Source organism: Candidatus Poriferisocius sp., assembly GCF_965204015.1.
In the GTDB taxonomy this organism is placed as follows: domain Bacteria; phylum Actinomycetota; class Acidimicrobiia; order Acidimicrobiales; family Bin134; genus Poriferisocius.
The window spans coordinates 2,076,011-2,092,000 of sequence record NZ_OZ241965.1 but is presented as its reverse complement, the minus strand read 5'-3'; the positions used below and the strand labels follow the sequence as shown (position 1 = coordinate 2,092,000).

Sequence of the window (15,990 nt, the reverse complement as noted above, 5' to 3'; positions counted from 1 at the left end):
CCTTTGCGGTTCCCCGCAAATCAAGCATTGGGCTCTTGCATCCTCATCGGGCGACAATTAACTGGACCACGGCAGATGGACTTCTCGTACGCGGGTCAGAGCGTCTCCTGGGTGAGTTCAGTCATCGTCTTCAGGGAGCAGGTCAGCAGCAGCCACAGGATCGATCTCCCATTCCAGAGCGATGCACTTGGCGTACCAAACCAGCGCCGAGTATTCCGTGACTTCGTCAGTCGTGAGTGAGAGCGCCACCTGGGCGGCAAAGCCAAGTTCGGTAGTAGTGCCCTCACATTCAGCTTGGACGTGCATACCGAGTCCTTCAATCATCGATCGCAACCAATCGACGACGGGGTCTTCAAGCATATCACAGAGCCTTCCGTACGCCACTTCCAGCTCTGAATTGGCGATATCTGCTACAGCCTGGACTTTCTGATGGTCTTGCTGTTCCTCTGGAAGACAACAGAGGCCCGAAATCGTTTGGAGCGCCAATTGAGCCTTGTCGAATGTCGCAGCGAGTAGGTCGGGGTGTGCTTCCGACAGCTTGTCCAGCCCGCCAGATTGAGGTTCAGGCCAGAGGTTGTAAGTGAACCTCATTGTGAGCATTGGTACCGGTCTATTGCGTCGGATTGGGACGAGCAGGAACGTCTCACCAGGCTGATGATCATGGCTGAGGGAGTCAGCAAGCTGTCCGACTGCATCGATCCAGCCGAACAGGGAGTCCACCTCTATGCTGATGCGGAACTCTGTGAGACCATTTACATCAGAGAAGTCGAACACCTTGGTTTGACACTCCAATCTGTGACATATGGACTCAATCTCCTTGACGCGGGACTTCTGTCTTCGAACGGAGAACCTTTGGCTAGCTCTTGCTACACGTTCGAGAGCCCGATGCTGTGTTTTGGACAATTCACTCTCTCTGAGTTTGGCCAGCGTTACTTGTCCATACGAAAGTTCACGGACCACTGTGGCGAGATGCCCGAGCGACGTTTGTAAGCGTTTGATGCTTTGCGGCGCGCCGTCAACTCCGATGAGGTGCCACGGCTCAAGTGCCGCCTTGGCAATCTGGTCGTTGATGGTGGTGTCATATATGTAGGCAGCAAGGGCGCGATATTGGTTCGGCTGATGCAACCGCTCGAACACAAATGGTCCGAGGCTGCTGATGAGTTCCGTTAGGTTGCCCGTTAGTTCAAATTTATGCTTTTCCGATCTAGTTGGATCGTTGACTTGGCCTAGTTGTCGAGGTAGGGGCAAAGCCATGCCTCCTTGGTGGAGTTCCGAGATTCGCTGGGCAATGACGTCAGGAGGAGGCTGCCTTCCCAAGACGAATGCCGTTCCTATGTCGTGCGCGAGTTCAGATGCGGCATTGAGGAGGGGAAGGGCTTGTTGAAGTCTCGTAGTGTCGGATTCGCTGATATCCCCGATGGCGATACTCATGCGTGCTTGAGCCCAAGCCGCTTCTGTCTCTGGATGGTCGTACTCTCGCTTGAGGCTGCTAATTCCGAGAACATGATCCCCGCAGGCCAGTTCTTGATTGCCAGGCAGTAGAGCCTGGACGTCTACAGATCCAATCCAAGGCAGGCACCGGAGCAAAGTCCGCCCGATGCAATGGGCCCTCTTGGTCGGATCTTCGTGGAGTTCATCTGAGAAATGGAGGAACCGTGCAGATCCGACAAGCCCGTCGTCACTGTCTTGAATCTGTAGATGCGTTATCCAGGGATTGTCAGCACTTATTCGCTCTAGGAGACTTGTCTCACCCCCAAGGGCCTCTGCAACCGCCCTTGCCAAGTCGAGATCTACATTGCGGACGGCCGCCAAGCATCCAGCGAGTTCTTCCAGTGGGGCTTCTTGCAATCCTAGGACGAGTGGAGACTGCCTGTTCAGATCGCCACTAACAGCTGCGATGTACTCTGAATCGATCCCAGCCAGTGCGACTAGGAACCTTGTTGCTCTCGTAGTATCACTAGTCGAAAGAAGTAGTTGAGCCATTCGGCCCTGACCGATGGTATCGATTAGGTCTTCGCGAGAGTCTCGCACTGCTGTGGTAATGATCGCTCTATATGCTTTCCGAAAATCGGGCGCATAAGAACTAGTAGGTTGATTTTCGCCAACTGCGAAAAGAAATAGCGCGGGTCGAGCTGCTATCTGGATTCCGTGCTCCGTGGCGACCTCGTTCCATTTCTTTGCTCTCTCGTAAAAGTCGGCCAGCCTTAAGCCCTGGAGACCTGCAGCGACGCGATCAATGTCTGAAGGGTCTCCATTGACAGCTCGTAGCACGATGTCGCGAGCTTCGGGGTGATCAATGAGCAATGCACCTATGAATCGGTGTAGCTGGGATGTAGGAATGAGAGGGAGGACCCTTTCGAGTGATTGACCGAGAGTCGGCGGAGGTTGGTCGTGGATTGAGTCACAAATCGCAGTCGAACGCAGCCGATGAAGTCCTCCGATCCACCCATCTCGTTCCACGACCAAGTGTTCTGCCCTTAGCCGATCCAGAGCCTCTCGCATTTCAAGATCAGACAGATCACAAGCTGAAGCGATGCCAGACGTGGAGACCTCAGCCGACCAGCGATCGGCCGTGGAGACTAGGGCCAGCACATTGATCTCTCTGTGCCGCTTCTCGACCATGCGCTGGTTGACCTGGTCATCGATCAGGTCGCGTAGCCGCACTCCACTCGTCAGTAGGTGCGTGAACTCGAGCGTTAGCCCATCAGCGTCTTCGAATGCTTCCTGCCAGTGGGATGCAGCGGTTGCGCCCCGTTCGACCAGTCCTCGGTGGATCATCTCAGCAGTGCGCTCATCCAGCCGTATCTCTACGGTGGAGCACTCGGCCATGTCCCCAAGAAGTGGGAGGTCTTCATTGCGTGCTGTGGCCACGAGATGGATGCCTGGAATCGCTCCGGCTTCGGATCGAAGCCGATCCCAGCCTGCGAATTCACCAGTACCAGCGGAATCAACCAAGAAGCCGACTGGGTTCTGGACCGAGGCGTTGTAGGCGCGTGCTAGACGAATGATGCTGGAAACGTCTTCGGGCGCAAGCCGTCTGACGCGAAACCACAAGACTTTTGGCATCTCCTCTGGAATGGTCCACAGGACTGCGCTCTTGCCTACGCCTGAGGGTCCGGAGATCACGACCGTGGATTTTTGTCCCAAACCCGACTTGATCTGTTTCGTCACATCAGGACGGTGGACGACCAGGCCAGACGCGACATGGAATGGTTGAGTTGCTACACCCTCGTAGAAGCGGTTTTCGTCGGGCATTTCAGCATCGCCGAGTTCTAGGGGTTCGCAGACCCCCTCTCGGATAGCGGCTTCCAGGGAATCCAAGTCAATTTGGGTGGCGAATCGTTGAATGTCGCCAACAATCTCGGTTCTTCTGAGTACACGCCTATCACCGTAAGAAGTAGAGGCGTTCTCGTTCGATGCATCACCTATAGCAACACGGAGCAGCAGAGCAATGTGCTGTAGGGATGACGGCGGCAGAGTTGTGAGGTCTTCTATTGCCCTCAAGCAGCCAAGAGTCTCCTCGGTCACTTCATCCCATGAGGTGACTGCGAACGTCGAGGATGCCAAGAGATCCTCTACTTCGCTGTCAGAGATTCCGTCTCTATTGCACTTGGTCTTGAGACTCTGGAGGAGATTCGAGTCTTCCGGTAAGTCCCTTCCGAGCGTCGCATTTGGGCCGTCAAGACTGCTCGATAGGTGTTCCCCTTTGACGTCGCGCTCGAAGATGACGGCGAGCCGTGCGTCAGCTTCGTCGCGGGAAGTGTGCTGCTCCCAGACCTTCATTATGTGGTCTGAAGCTTCGTACACCTCGAATTCGCCCGAATGGGCGCGCCGTGACTTGACCTGGATGTTCCACGGCTGCACACCTTCCAACGAGATGTCCTCGAAACCCTCAGGTACTAAAACATCAGCTTGAATATGTCCTGCGGCCACTTTTGCTGCGAGTAGAGCACCAACGGCATCCTGAAAGCGGTATCCCCGTCCACTTCGTGCCCCATACCTACTGTCTTCCCAATGAGCTTCCAGGTCTTCGTCAACCAGATCGGCTGACTCTCCTCCATCTCGTGTGGTGGTGACATTTGCAGGCTGCAGGCCGCCTCCATTCTTCGAGGGACTCGATGACGGCCGTCCTCCGCGTCGTTTCTTCTTGCGCCTATTGGCCACATCGACATCCTCTCAGCAACAGGTGACAATTCCATCTCCTTGCCGCTACCGATAGCGGCTTCGCAGCTCCTCTTTGAGGACTTTGCCGGCTGGGTTGCGGGGGAGGGTGTCGGTGATCTCTAGTTGCTCGGGGTGCTTTTGGCGCATTAGGCCGACTTGGGTGAGGTGTTGGGTGAGCTCGTCGAGGGTTGGGGGCGCTGAATCTGGAGCTGACACCACGATGGCGCATACTCGCTCGCCCCGGTCGGGGTCGGGGAGGCCGATGACGGCCACGTCGGCGACGCTGGGGTGGGTGTAGAGGGCGTCTTCCACTTCTTTGGCCGAGACGTTCTCGCCCTTGCGGATGATCACGTCTTTGGCTCGGCCGGTGATCTCCACGTAGCCCTCGGCGTCGATGATGCCCAGATCGCCGGTGATGAAGTAGCCGTCGTCGTCGAAGGCCTGTGCGTTCAGTGATTCGTCCACGTAGCCGAGGTGCATGTGGAAGCCCTTGGCCCGCAGCTCGCCCTCAGTGCCGGGCGGAGCCTCGGAGCCGTCGGGGAGCACCGCCTTCAGCTCCACCCCGAAGTTGGCGAACCCCTCGGTGCGGGCCTTGTGGTCGTCGGAGGCTTGATGGTCGACCATGGCGATGTTGGCGAACTCGGTCAGTCCCCAGCCCGACAGAACAGGCGCCCCGAAGGTCTCCAGCATCTCGTAGTGCAAGTGCGGTGGTTTGGTCTGGCCGCCGCCCGCGAACCCCCGCACCTCGGGGAACAGGGGCTGGTCGGGCTGGGTCCGCTGGCGCTCCAGATACTTCAGGTAAAACGGGGTGCCCGCCCCGGTGAAGGTGATCTGCTGCTGGCTCAGGAAGTCGATGCCGGCGTCGTCGAACGCTTCCACCAGCACCAGGGTCATGCCGGTGTAGAGGGCGGCGAACACGAACTGGATCCCCCCGATGTGGGTGAACGGGAATACCAGCCCGCAGCGGTCGTCGCCTTGCATCCCGAACCGATGGACCATGGCCCGGCCCGGCGCTCCCACCGTGAAGTCGCTGTGTTTGGCCCCCTTGGGGTCGGCCGTAGTGCCCGAGGTGTAGAACACCCAGCCAAACCGATTGGCATCCGGCTCGGCTGGCGGCAGCGTGGACGGATCGCCGGTGGGCAGCCCGAGTCCCCGATCGCACACCAGCACCTCGGTGCCCGCGCAGGTCCGGGCCTGCTCGGCGTAGTCGAACCCCCGCCATGTGCCGGGACAGATCATCAGCGACGGCGAGAGCTGCTGGGAGATGAACCCCACCTCCCGCCCCCGGTAGATGGGAAGCATCGGGTTCTGCACCGCCCCCAACCGACTCAACGCCCCCACCAGCACCACCGATTCAACCCAAGTGGGCAACTGCCAGGACACGATTGCCCCTGCCCCCACCCCAGTGTCGTGGAGCCCCGCGGCCACCGCGTTGACCTGCTCCCGATACCCCCCGAACGTCAGTTGATGCCCGAGTTCATCCACTAGGAACAGCCCATCGGGCTGAGCCTCCGCTCGGGCCTCAATCAGCGCCCACAGCGGATGTTCGTGAATCAGCACTGATTCGCTGGCTGTTGTCACCCGGCGTACTTGAGGTGGGAAGGGGTGAAGTCGTCGACGAACAGCATGATCTCCCCGGGATCTAGCGGCTCGTCATTCGGTTCGAGGTCCAGGGGCTGCACGCCTTCCAGCACTGCTCCGAGCTTGGCGGCACGCAGGGGCTCGGTCGGCAGTTCGAACGAGAAAAACCCCTCGTCATCTGTGATGGACTCCAACGTCGAAGCCTCGCCATCAGTTGTCTGGACCGCCAGCCACACCACAACCTCAGCGGTGGGGGCCTTGCCAGTTAATCCGACAAGCCGCCCGTGGAGGATCTGGTCCGAAACCTCGTCTGTCATCGCTTTACCTCAGTAGAGGGATTCGCCGCCGGCTGTGTTGCTGGTGTCGGCTTTGCCGCTTAGGGCATCGAGGACGGATTGGCGGTGGGTGGTTATTCCGGCGGAGAGGGCGGCGTTGTCGGCGGTTACGGTTACTAGACGGAAGCCTTGGGCGACTCGGGTGGGGGTGAGCGTGGGGGTGGAGTGGATGCCGGGGACTACGCCGTGGGTCTGGCAGGCGGCCACGATGGCGGCAAGGGCGTCGTCGAAGGCGGCGGTTCCGTCGTTATTGCCGGGAGGCAGCCCCAGGCTCACCGACAGGTCGGCGGGACCGACGTACACGGCGTCGACCCCAGGGGTGGACACGATGTCGTCCAGATTCTCAAGGGCGGCGACAGTCTCCACCATGGGGATGCACTTCACCGACTGGTTGGCCCCGGCGAAATAGCCGGGGCCGTCGCGCAGCGCCACCCGGGTGGGGCCGAAGCTGCGCGACCCCTCGGGGGCGTAGCGGCACGAGCGCACCGCGGCCTCGGCTTCTTCACGGCGGTTGACCATGGGGATGATGATGCCCATCGCCCCGGCGTCCAGCATCCGTCCGATGATGCCCTGTTCGTTCCACGGCACCCGCACCACCGGGGTGGCCGTGCCCAAGTCGATGGCGGCCAGCATCGGCAGTGCGTCGGAATAGTCGGCCAGGCCGTGCTGCATGTCGATGCACACGTAGTCGAACCCGGCCCGGGACATGACCTCGCAGCTCATCGCCGTGGGCAGGCCCGCCCAGGCGCCCAACGCGGCGCGCCCCGAAGCAAAAGCCTCCGCCAGCGGATGGGATGCGGATGCAGCGTCGCTCATGGCCGCAACCGTATCCCCCGATGTGGGGGCAGATTCAGTTGGGTGTGGACCCGCCTACGGAGTGGCGTCCCGCATCGGGCCGGCCGGCACCAAATCGCCCTTTGCGCCCACATCTGGGTCTTGTACCAAGAGTTGGAAGGAGTCGTTGCTGGACAATTTGTCCGGCCCCAACGATGCGTAGGGCTGGCCGGCAACCGAGAACTCTCCGATGTTGGCGATGGCCTCGGCGAAGGTCTCATGGGTCAGGTCGGGCCCGGCCGCGGTGGCCAACAACTCGAAGATCTGGAAGAACCGGCAGTGGAAGGACAGAGAGGTAAACCAACGCGGATCGCCAGTTTCGAGGGTGTCGGGGTGCTTGACCTCGATATCGGGATGTTTGGCATTGAAGGCGTCCAGGCATTCCTTGAACCGGGGATCGGTCTCGAAAATCTGGGCATCTGTCATGGGCCCCACGGTGATCACACCCCGGGCCGACTCGGGGTTGACGTGGCTGCCGAGGTTGGCGCCCAGCCCGGAGGAGTCGGTGGCCCAGATATCCACCTCGAGGCCGTTGAGCCTGGCATTCTCGACGCCGGCCGAGGCGTTGCCAACCAACAGCAGAGTGTCGGCACCCGATGTCCTGATGCGCTCGGATAGGGCGGCCCACTCCTGATTCTCGGCAACGAGATCGGCCACCTGCGAGGAGGTGGCGACTTCGAGCACCGGCTCGACTCCCCGATCCCGCAACAGGTTGGCAACGTTCTCGAGTTCTGGGGCAGCAGAGATGTCGGCGACTATCGCTATCGACCTGCCCTCGAGCATTCCCTCTTCTTTGAGCAGGGTGAACAGGGCGCTGGTGCTGACCTCGCGCGTCGTTCGCGCGTTGACCCAGGGAGCCCGGGCTTGGGCCAGGCGGTCGGGGGTAATGATTCCCCCCACCAGGATCGTCTCCTGTGTGTCGACGATGCAGGTGTTGGCCACCGCGGCCGGGCCGAGGAACCCGAACAAGACTGCGAACACCTCGTTGTCCTCGGTCACCCGGAGGCAGGCGGCCTCGGCCTCGGTGGCGCCGATGGGGTTGTACTTGTCTGTGAGGGCTACCAACTGGCGGCCGTTGATGCCGCCCCGCTCGTTGATGTCGTCGACCAGCGCCTGGATCTGCAGGTCTTGGTCGCCCCAAGTGTTCACGGCGAAGCCGAGTTCAACCATTAGTTCGGTGTCGAGGTAGGTGACGCCGACGGTGATGGTGTCGGCGGTGACCCCTCGCCACGTGGCGGTCAGCTCGATCTCCGGTTCCGGCTCCTCAGTGGGGGCCGGTTGGAACTCGGGCTCCTCCTCTTCGGGAGCTTCTTCTGGCTCGGGCTCAGCGGGGGCGGCCTCTTCGGCCTCGGGTTCGGGCGCTTCTGGTTCTGGCTCCGGCTCGGCCGGGACCGGGGCCTCGGTGGCCGGTGCCTCGGTGGCCGGGGCGGGGGCTGGGGCGTCGGCATCGCCATCGTCGTCGTTGCCTCCGCAGGCGGCAGCGACCATGGCCAGTGCCACAATCATCCCGATCAGCCAATGCGTCTTGGTGGGCTTCATGAGGTCCCCCCCTCAGTGTCCCTCGTGGATGCCGAACTCGGATCAGCTCAGGCCGACCGACCGGCTAAGGCATCATATACGAGCAGGATTTTCTGCGCTTCGAAGCTAAGGCCTCGGCCAGCGGATGGGATGCTGATGCCGCGTCGCTCGTGGCCGCATCGGTAACCCCCGATGTGGGGGCAGATTCAGTTGGGTATGGACCCGTTTAGGGGGTGGCGTCCCGCATCGGTCCGATGGGAACCAACTGGCCCCGTGCGCCCCGATCCGGGTCTTGCTCCAAGAGTTGGAAGGAGTCGTTGCTGGAGAGCTTGTCGGCCCCCAACGATGCGTAGGGCTGGCCGGCAATCGAGAACTCTCCGATGTTGGCGATGGCCTCGGAGAATGTCTCGTGGGTGAGGATGGGCCCGGCCGCGGTGGCCAGCAACTCGAAGATCTGGAAGAACCGGCAGTGGCCGGACAGGCTGGTAAACCAAAGCGGCTCGCCCTCTTCGAGGGTGTCGGGGTGCTTGATCTCGACTTCGGGATGCCTTGAAGTGACCGCATCCAGGCATTCCTTGAACCGGGGATCGGTCTCGTATATCTGGGCTCCGGTCATGGCCCCCACGGTGATCACGCCCCTAGCATCCTCGGGTTCGACGTTGGCCCCGATGTTGCTGCCTAGCCCGGAGGCGTCGGTGGCCCAAATGTCCACCTCAAGTCCGTTGAGTGCGGCGTTCGAAATACCGGCCGAGACGTTGCCAACCAGCAAAAGCGTGTCGGTTCCGGCGGCTCGGATGCGCTCGGACAGCGCGGCCCACTCTTGGTTCTGGGCGATGAGATCAGCCACCTGGGAGGAGGTGGCTACTTCGAGCACCGGCTCTACTCCATGTTCCCGCAGCAGGCCGCCCACCTCCTCTAGTTGTGGGGCCGCAGAAAGGTCGGCGACTATCGCGATCGATCTTCCCTGGAGCATTCCCTCTGCTTCGAGCAAGGTGAACAGGGCACCGGTGCTGACCTCGCGCGTCACCCGCTCGTTGACCCAGGGAGCCCGAGCCTCGGCTAGGCGCTCTGCGGTGATGGTTCCCCCTACCAGGATCGTCTCTTGAGTGCCGACGATGCAGGTGTTGGCCACTTCGGCGGGGCCGAGGAACCCGAACAAGATTGCAAACACCTCGTTGTCCTCGGTCAGCCGCAGACAGGCCGCCTCGGCCTCGGTGGCGCCGATGGGGTTGTACTTGTCCACGAGGACTTCGACTCGGCGGCCGTTGATGCCGCCCCGCTCGTTGATGTCATCGGCCAGCGCTCGGATCACCAGCTCTTGATCGCCCCAGGTGGCCGGGGAGAAGCCGAGCTCGACCAGTTGTTCGATGTCCAGGTGGGTGACGCCGATGGTGATGGTGTCGGCGGTGACCCCTCGCCACGTGGCGGTGAGCTCGATCTCCGGCTCAGGCTCCTCAGTGGGTGCCGGCTGGAACTCGGGCTCTTCCTCCGGGGTCTCTTCGGGAGCCTCGGGCTCCGGCTCCGGCTCAGCAGGGGCGGCCTCTTCGGGAGCCTCCGGCTCGGGCTCGGGCTCGGCCGGGGCCTCGGTGGCCGGGGCTGGGGCGTCGGCGTCGCCCTCGTCGTCGTTGCCCCCACAGGCCGCGGCGATCATGGCCAACGCCATGAGCATCGCGATCAGCCAGCGCATCTTCTTGGTCAACATCGAATTACCCCTCAGTGTTGGGTGGAATTTCGGCACCGCAGCAGCCCAATGGCCGCTGCTTAGGCGTAGGGGATCATATTCGATCAGGAATGACCGGTCTCCCTGAGCGGGTCACCGGGTACTGCCGGCTGGGATCGTCGCAGGGCACCCGGCCGGTGGACGGCCCGGCCGCCGGATCGCCGGTGAGCAGCTCAGCTCCGGCGGGGGCGTATTGGAGGATGTAGGACTTGCGGACCCCGTCGGTGGTGTTGGGGCCGGTGAGGTGCGGGGTGAGCGACGAGAACACCACGGCACCTCCGGCGGGAACTGGAGCGGCCACCGGGTTCTCGCACTGCTCGAAGCACTCGAAGCCCAGGGGATCGACGTAGGTGTGGGCCAGCGTCCCGTGGAGGTGGACGCCGGGGGCCACCCAGGGGCAGCCGTTGTCGATGGTGGCGTCGTTGAGGGCCAGCCACACCGTGAGGTACTGCTGGGGCTCGATGAAGGTGTATCCGTTGTCCTGGTGCCAGGGGAACCGGCGGGGCTTCTCGGGCTTCTTGTACACGGCCTGGTCCCAGTACAGGTTCACGTCGGGGCCGACAAGATCGAGGCACACCGCGCCGATGCGGGGATCGGCGGCCACTTGGCGCAGGGTGTTGGAGCGGGCCACCAGGTGGGGGGTGAAGGTGATGGCCCCGGCCTCGGCGATCATCAGCCGCTCGCCCTCGATGGACCGCAGCCCCGCCTCGGTCTCGGCCTCGATGGCGTCGATCTCCTCGGTGATGGCGGTGATGGTGTCGGAGTCGAGCAGGTCTTCCATCACAAAGAACCCCTGGCGGTTGAACGCCTCGGTCTGCTCAGCGGTAAGGGCGGCCGGCGAAGAAGTGGCCGGTCGCCAAGCGAAGTCCTGGTTCCAAGGATGGGGGGTGTAGGGGCTGCTCATGGTGAGCCGGAGAAAACCAGGGTGACGTGGCTGTGGGGCGGCATCACCAGCGGTCCGTCGATGTCGACTTGATCTTCGCTCGGCACCACCCGGTCGGGGTCTTCGGGGGTGTTGGTGGCAGCCGGGTCGTCGGCCCACAGGGTGATCCGCTGGGCCGGACCCCCGATCCCGTCAAGGTTCACCAGCAGTTCTTCGCTGGGGAGCCGGTTGACCAGCGACAGGTGTACCTGCCCGGTATCCGGGTCGCAGGTGCCCGCCGCGTCCAGCGCCGACAGCCCGCCGCCCGGTGCAATGGCCGCCTCGAGCCCCGCCTCGGTGATCGCTTCGACATTCAAACCGATGCCCAGCGCGCAGCGGCGGGCCACCGCCAAGGGGTGGAACGTGGTCTGGCGCACGATGCCGTCGGGGGTGGTGAAGATCGGGCCCAGCACGTTCACCATCTGTGCTTGGGTAACCAGCGACACCTTGTCGGGGTGGCGCCACAGCACATGCAGCCAGGTGGCGTGGGCCAGGGCGTCTTTGAGGTCGAAGTGGTACTCGATCATGGGGGCGGGCTCGGTGTGTACCGGCGGGCCGACCTCGGCCCGGAGCCGCCGGTTGATCACCTCGGGCTGGTGGGCCATCGACAGGTAGGCCTCCGGCCACACCCCCCACTCGTCGATGCAGATCCGCAGGTCGTGATGCAGTTTGCTGCGCCGCTTGGCCGCCCCGATGAGCCCCCACGTATCGCAGATCTCGGACTCCGATGCGATCGGGCCAGCCAGAACGCCCTCGTAGTCGAGTTCATTCCAGTAGAAGTGAAGCGACAGCCAGTCGAGCACCGCGCCGGCCTCGTTGAGCATCGTCCAATTCCAGTCGGGGTCGTCCGCGCCCACTCCCACCAGCGAGATGCTGTTGTCGGCCCACCGCAGCAGCTTGCCCCACTCCCGGGTCAGCTCGGCGTGCCTCTCTGCGGTGGTGTGCAGGTGCTGCCACCACCCGAAGTTCTCGTTGCCGATGCCCCAGATGGGCACGCTGTGGCGGCCTGGATGGGGGCCGGCTTGGCGCAGCGCCACCTCGGGAACGGGCAGATCGCTGTTGCAGTAGGCAAGCCACTCCAGGGCCTCATCGATGGTCCCAGTGGAGGCATTCAGGTTGAGGTAAGTGGTCGAGCCGAGCAGTCGGGCGTAGGCCAAGAACTCCTCGGTACCGAACCGGTTGGGCTCAAGCGTCGACCACGCCAGATCAAAGCGGGCAGGCCGGTCGTCAACAGGGCCGATGCCGTCGCGCCAGTGGTAGCCCGACGCGAAGTTCCCGCCCGGCCACCGCAGCACCGGCGGGGCCAGCTCCCGAGCCGCGCCCAGCACGTCGGTGCGATACCCGTCGGCATCAGCCAGCGCCGACCCCGGCTCGAACACCCCGCCGTAGACGGCCCGCCCCATGTTCTCCAAGAACTGCCCGTAAACCCGGTCGTCCACCACCCCCGTCGTCCGCCGGGCATCAACCAGCACGGTGGAAGCAGGCGTGGCCATGGCGGCAGCCTACGCGGTTGATTCTGGGGTGCGCCCTGCGGGGCTAGCCCACCAGCTGGCCGTTGCGCAGGAGGGGGTCGAAGCGGTGCATGGGATTCTTGAAGCCGCCGAACTGCTCGAAACCGAGGTCTTCGGTGCCGGCCGTGCAGCAGTGGTACACCATGGCGGCGCGGATTCCGGCGGAGACATTATCGGTGGAGCAGTGCATCAGGTGGCTGTCGAACACCAGCAGGTCGCCAGCCTGCATCGTGACCGCCTGGCGGTCACTCATGTCGTGGTCGACGATCTCCACGTACCCCAGGTTGGCGTTGGGCCGCCGGTCGGGGACGTGTTCGTGGACCGGTTCGGCGTGGCTGCCGGGCAGGATGTGCAGGCAGCCGTTCTCCAGTGTGGCCTCGGTCACCGCCAGCCACAGTCCGACAATGGGCCGAGGTGGGTCGAACGGGAAGTAGTAGCTGTCCTGGTGCCAGGGCTGGCCCCACGCGCCGGGGTTCTTGAAGATGAATTGCGACAAGAAGCAGTCCACGTTGGGGCCGATCAGGTCGTTCAGCATTCCGGCGATCCGCTCGTCCTGCAGGAACGAGAGGAAAGCTGGCCGGTCGTGGAGGGTGAACACCTTCGATACGGTGTCTTCCGGGCGGTCGCCGCTCAGGTTCCCCTGCGACTCAGGGGCGATGTGCACACCCTCTGGAGCGATTCCCGACTCGTCTGCCTCGCGTACCACGCTGATCACATCGTCGAGCATCCGGTGGCCCACCTCGGCGGGGGCGAACCCGTCCATGATGAAGAACCCCTGCGCCTGGTAGCCGTCGAGAGCAGTTGGGGGCACGTGGGACGCGATTGTCATGTGTGGAGCTGATGGGACTCGAACCCACGACCCCCTGCTTGCAAAGCAGGTGCTCTAGCCAGCTGAGCTACAGCCCCGGACCGTCCAATGGTACCGGGCGCCTGGTGGGGCAAACGATCCAATAGGCCGCTCAATGTGACCGGCTGGCGTTGTCGTGGTGGAATTGCCCCGGTGCGTTTCGATCTGAGCGGCGATCAGGAGTTCTTCCGGGAGACGGCCCGACGGTTCATCGAGGCTGAAGCCCCGATCAGCGTGGTTCGGGAATGGCACGACCTGCCCGATGGCTGCCCGCAGAGTTGGTGGCAGGCAGCGGCCGAGCTGGGCTGGACCTCGTTGATGGTGCCCGAGTCGCTGGGCGGCGGCAGCATCTCGGGTCGCCCCTTAGTGGACTTGACCATCGTGGCCGACGAAATGGGCCGGGGCGTGACGCCGGGACCGTTCATGCCCACCAACGTGGTGGCCGAAACCTTGGGCCGGTCAGGCTCGCCTCAACAACAAGCGCTGCTCGAGGGGGTCATGGCCGGCGAGGTGGTGCTGAGCTGGGCGTTCTGCGAGCCGGGCGGCGACTGGACGGCCGGCCAAGTTACCGCGGCGGCCGTTCCCTCGAACGGCGGCTTTGCGCTCACCGGCACCAAGGTGGCGGTGGAGGCCGGTGGGCAGGCCCACCACTTGCTGGTCACCGCCCGCACCGGCGATGGATTGGCCCAGTTCTTGGTGCCGTCTGATGCTCCCGGTGTGACCATCAATCCCCAGGAGTCGCTGGATTTGGGCCGTCGCTTCGCCGAAGTGCGCCTTGTCGGAGTGGCCGTGGGGCCCGAAGCTTTGGTGGGGGCGCCGGGAGCGGCCACGGAGGCCGATGTGGCCCGCCAGTGCCTCACAATGCAGCTTCTCCAGTGCGCTGACATGGCCGGATCGGCGGCCAAGGTGCTGGAGTTCACCATCGAGTACGCCTTCGACCGCTACTCCTTCGGGCGGCCACTGGCGTCGTATCAGGCCCTCAAGCATCGTTTCGCCGACATGAAGCTGTGGTCGGAAGCCTCCCAGGCTGCGGTTGACGGGGCCGCCGATGCCCTGGTCGACGGTCAGGATGAAGCCCGGATGGTCAGCGTGGCCAAGTCGTACGTGGGCGACCACTCGGTGGAACTCATGCACGACTGCGTGCAGATGCACGGCGGCATCGGAGTCACCTACGAGCATGATCTGCACCTGTATCTGCGGCGGGCCACCGTCAACCGAGGGTTGTTCGGAACACCGGGCGACCATCGGGTATGCCTGTCGAAGATGATGGGGTATTAGGGGGAGCAATGGACGACTTCGTGTATGCCGAAACCGACCCCGCCGAGCTGGCCCGATACCGGGAGGAGGTGCAGACGTGGATGAACGAGAACATGCCCCGGCGCGATCCCGTCAATCCCTGGCACCCCACCCAAGACGATGACTTGAAGAGCAGCCGCAATCGGGAGCTTCAGCGGCGGTTGTCCGACGGGGGGTACGCCGCGGTGTGCTACCCCAAGGAGTACGGCGGCCAGAGCCTGACCGCCGCCCACCAGAAGATCATCGACGACGTGAGCATGGACTTCGACATGCCCATCTTGTTCAGCGTGCCTACCCTGTCGATTTGCGGGCCGGTGATCTTGGAGTTCGGCACCGAGGAGCAGAAGCAGCGCTACATCCCGGCGTGGATCAGGGGCGATGAGCTGTGGGTGCAGTTCATTTCCGAGCCCAGCGGGGGCTCCGACATGGCCGGCGCCCTGACCCGGGCCGACCGGGACGGCGACGAGTTCATCATCAACGGGTCCAAGATCTGGAGCACGTTCGCCCAGCGCTCCGACTACGCCCTCATGCTGGCCCGCACCAACTGGGAGGTGCCCAAGCATCGGGGGCTGACCATGTTCATCGTCCCCATCCACCATCCCGGTATCGAGATCCACCCCATCCAGATGGCGGACCGCACCGAGGAGTTCTGCCAGGAGTTCTTCAACGACGTGGTCATCCCCGCCGAGAACGTGGTGGGCGAGGTGGACGACGGCTGGACGGTGGCCAGCCGCCTGCTGTTCCACGAGCGGGCCGCCGTGGGCAACGCTTCCCCCTACACCCAGGGCCGGCACCGCAACCGCACCGCCGACGGGGTGGAGGACTTGGCCGCCATCGCCCGGGACCACGGCGGCGCCGACATCGGTCGCCACCGACAGCGGCTGGGGGAAATGGAGACGCTCAGCCGGGTGGAGGATCTGCTGTCGGCCCGGGTTGTGAAGGGCATCGAGGGTGGCTTTTTGCCCGCCCCGGCCGGATCGCTAGTGCGTCTGTTTCATGGCTTGTCCCGTACTGAGCGCCAGACGGTGGCCATGGAGGTGCAGGGCGACCGCGCCCTGGTGTGGAACCAGGGCGAGGACACTGGCGCATTCGGCACGGAGTATGTGCAGCGCCAGCAGGCCTGCATCGGCGGTGGCACCACCGAGATGGCCCGCAACATCATCAGCGAGCGCATCCTCGGCATGCCCCGCGAGCCCGCCGCCGACCGCGACCTCCCCTTCAACCAGGTCCCCCGCAGCGGCTAAGCCGCTCGCAGACTGGCT

At 63.5% G+C, this 15,990-nt stretch carries 11 protein-coding genes and 1 tRNA gene; 2 read left to right on the top strand and 10 right to left on the bottom strand.

The features are described from left to right. Positions 1 to 117: 117 nt before the first annotated feature. The 10 genes from ACOGJC_RS09315 to ACOGJC_RS09270 form a co-directional block, all read right to left on the bottom strand. Positions 118 to 3,933: a hypothetical protein gene (locus ACOGJC_RS09315; protein WP_419844725.1), complete on the bottom strand. Its 3,816-nt coding sequence runs from the start codon at positions 3,931 to 3,933 to the stop codon at positions 118 to 120. A 276-nt stretch (positions 3,934 to 4,209) separates the two neighbouring features. Further along, positions 4,210 to 5,745: a class I adenylate-forming enzyme family protein gene (locus tag ACOGJC_RS09310; protein WP_419844724.1), complete on the bottom strand. Its 1,536-nt coding sequence runs from the start codon at positions 5,743 to 5,745 to the stop codon at positions 4,210 to 4,212. Then, positions 5,742 to 6,062, bottom strand: a complete 321-nt coding sequence (locus tag ACOGJC_RS09305; protein WP_419844723.1) for a hypothetical protein — start codon at positions 6,060 to 6,062, stop codon at positions 5,742 to 5,744. Before ACOGJC_RS09305 ends, ACOGJC_RS09310 begins: the two co-directional genes overlap by 4 nt. A gap of 9 nt (positions 6,063 to 6,071) precedes the next feature. Then, positions 6,072 to 6,896, bottom strand: a complete 825-nt coding sequence (locus tag ACOGJC_RS09300; RefSeq protein ID WP_419844722.1) for an HpcH/HpaI aldolase family protein — start codon at positions 6,894 to 6,896, stop codon at positions 6,072 to 6,074. A gap of 54 nt (positions 6,897 to 6,950) precedes the next feature. Beyond that, the gene (locus ACOGJC_RS09295) at positions 6,951 to 8,453 is read right to left on the bottom strand and encodes an ABC transporter substrate-binding protein (protein ID WP_419844721.1); all 1,503 of its coding nucleotides are present in this window, start codon (positions 8,451 to 8,453) and stop codon (positions 6,951 to 6,953) included. 205 nt (positions 8,454 to 8,658) lie between these two features. Continuing rightward, positions 8,659 to 10,134 carry an ABC transporter substrate-binding protein gene (locus tag ACOGJC_RS09290; RefSeq protein ID WP_419844720.1) on the bottom strand — a complete coding sequence of 492 codons (1,476 nt, stop codon included), beginning with the start codon at positions 10,132 to 10,134 and terminating at the stop codon, positions 8,659 to 8,661. 73 nt (positions 10,135 to 10,207) lie between these two features. Then, complete coding sequence (locus ACOGJC_RS09285; RefSeq protein ID WP_419844719.1) at positions 10,208 to 11,056, bottom strand: phytanoyl-CoA dioxygenase family protein; 849 nt, start codon at positions 11,054 to 11,056, stop codon at positions 10,208 to 10,210. Next, positions 11,053 to 12,567, bottom strand: a complete 1,515-nt coding sequence (locus ACOGJC_RS09280) for an alpha-L-arabinofuranosidase C-terminal domain-containing protein (protein WP_419844718.1) — start codon at positions 12,565 to 12,567, stop codon at positions 11,053 to 11,055. The genes ACOGJC_RS09285 and ACOGJC_RS09280 overlap by 4 nt, the downstream gene beginning before the upstream one ends. Positions 12,568 to 12,610: 43 nt before the next feature. After that, positions 12,611 to 13,414 carry a phytanoyl-CoA dioxygenase family protein gene (locus ACOGJC_RS09275; protein ID WP_419844717.1) on the bottom strand — a complete coding sequence of 268 codons (804 nt, stop codon included), beginning with the start codon at positions 13,412 to 13,414 and terminating at the stop codon, positions 12,611 to 12,613. Between the two features lie 3 nt (positions 13,415 to 13,417). After that, a tRNA-Ala gene (locus ACOGJC_RS09270) sits at positions 13,418 to 13,491 on the bottom strand. 94 nt (positions 13,492 to 13,585) lie between these two features. Here ACOGJC_RS09270 and ACOGJC_RS09265 point away from each other — a divergent pair. Beyond that, the gene (locus tag ACOGJC_RS09265; protein WP_419844716.1) at positions 13,586 to 14,710 is read left to right on the top strand and encodes an acyl-CoA dehydrogenase family protein; all 1,125 of its coding nucleotides are present in this window, start codon (positions 13,586 to 13,588) and stop codon (positions 14,708 to 14,710) included. A gap of 8 nt (positions 14,711 to 14,718) precedes the next feature. Then, positions 14,719 to 15,972: an acyl-CoA dehydrogenase family protein gene (locus ACOGJC_RS09260; RefSeq protein WP_419844715.1), complete on the top strand. Its 1,254-nt coding sequence runs from the start codon at positions 14,719 to 14,721 to the stop codon at positions 15,970 to 15,972. Positions 15,973 to 15,990: the final 18 nt, after the last annotated feature.

Bases quoted from the DNA above. Each gene is read 5' to 3' on its own strand.
- ACOGJC_RS09305 (WP_419844723.1), bottom strand. From the start codon at position 6,062: ATGACAGACGAGGTTTCGGACCAGATCCTCCACGGGCGGCTTGTCGGA.
- ACOGJC_RS09285 (WP_419844719.1), bottom strand. From the start codon at position 11,056: ATGAGCAGCCCCTACACCCCCCATCCTTGGAACCAGGACTTCGCTTGG.
- ACOGJC_RS09275 (WP_419844717.1), bottom strand. From the start codon at position 13,414: ATGACAATCGCGTCCCACGTGCCCCCAACTGCTCTCGACGGCTACCAG.
- ACOGJC_RS09300 (WP_419844722.1), bottom strand. From the start codon at position 6,896: ATGAGCGACGCTGCATCCGCATCCCATCCGCTGGCGGAGGCTTTTGCT.
- ACOGJC_RS09290 (WP_419844720.1), bottom strand. From the start codon at position 10,134: ATGTTGACCAAGAAGATGCGCTGGCTGATCGCGATGCTCATGGCGTTG.
- ACOGJC_RS09280 (WP_419844718.1), bottom strand. From the start codon at position 12,567: ATGGCCACGCCTGCTTCCACCGTGCTGGTTGATGCCCGGCGGACGACG.
- ACOGJC_RS09295 (WP_419844721.1), bottom strand. From the start codon at position 8,453: ATGAAGCCCACCAAGACGCATTGGCTGATCGGGATGATTGTGGCACTG.
- ACOGJC_RS09260 (WP_419844715.1), top strand. From the start codon at position 14,719: ATGGACGACTTCGTGTATGCCGAAACCGACCCCGCCGAGCTGGCCCGA.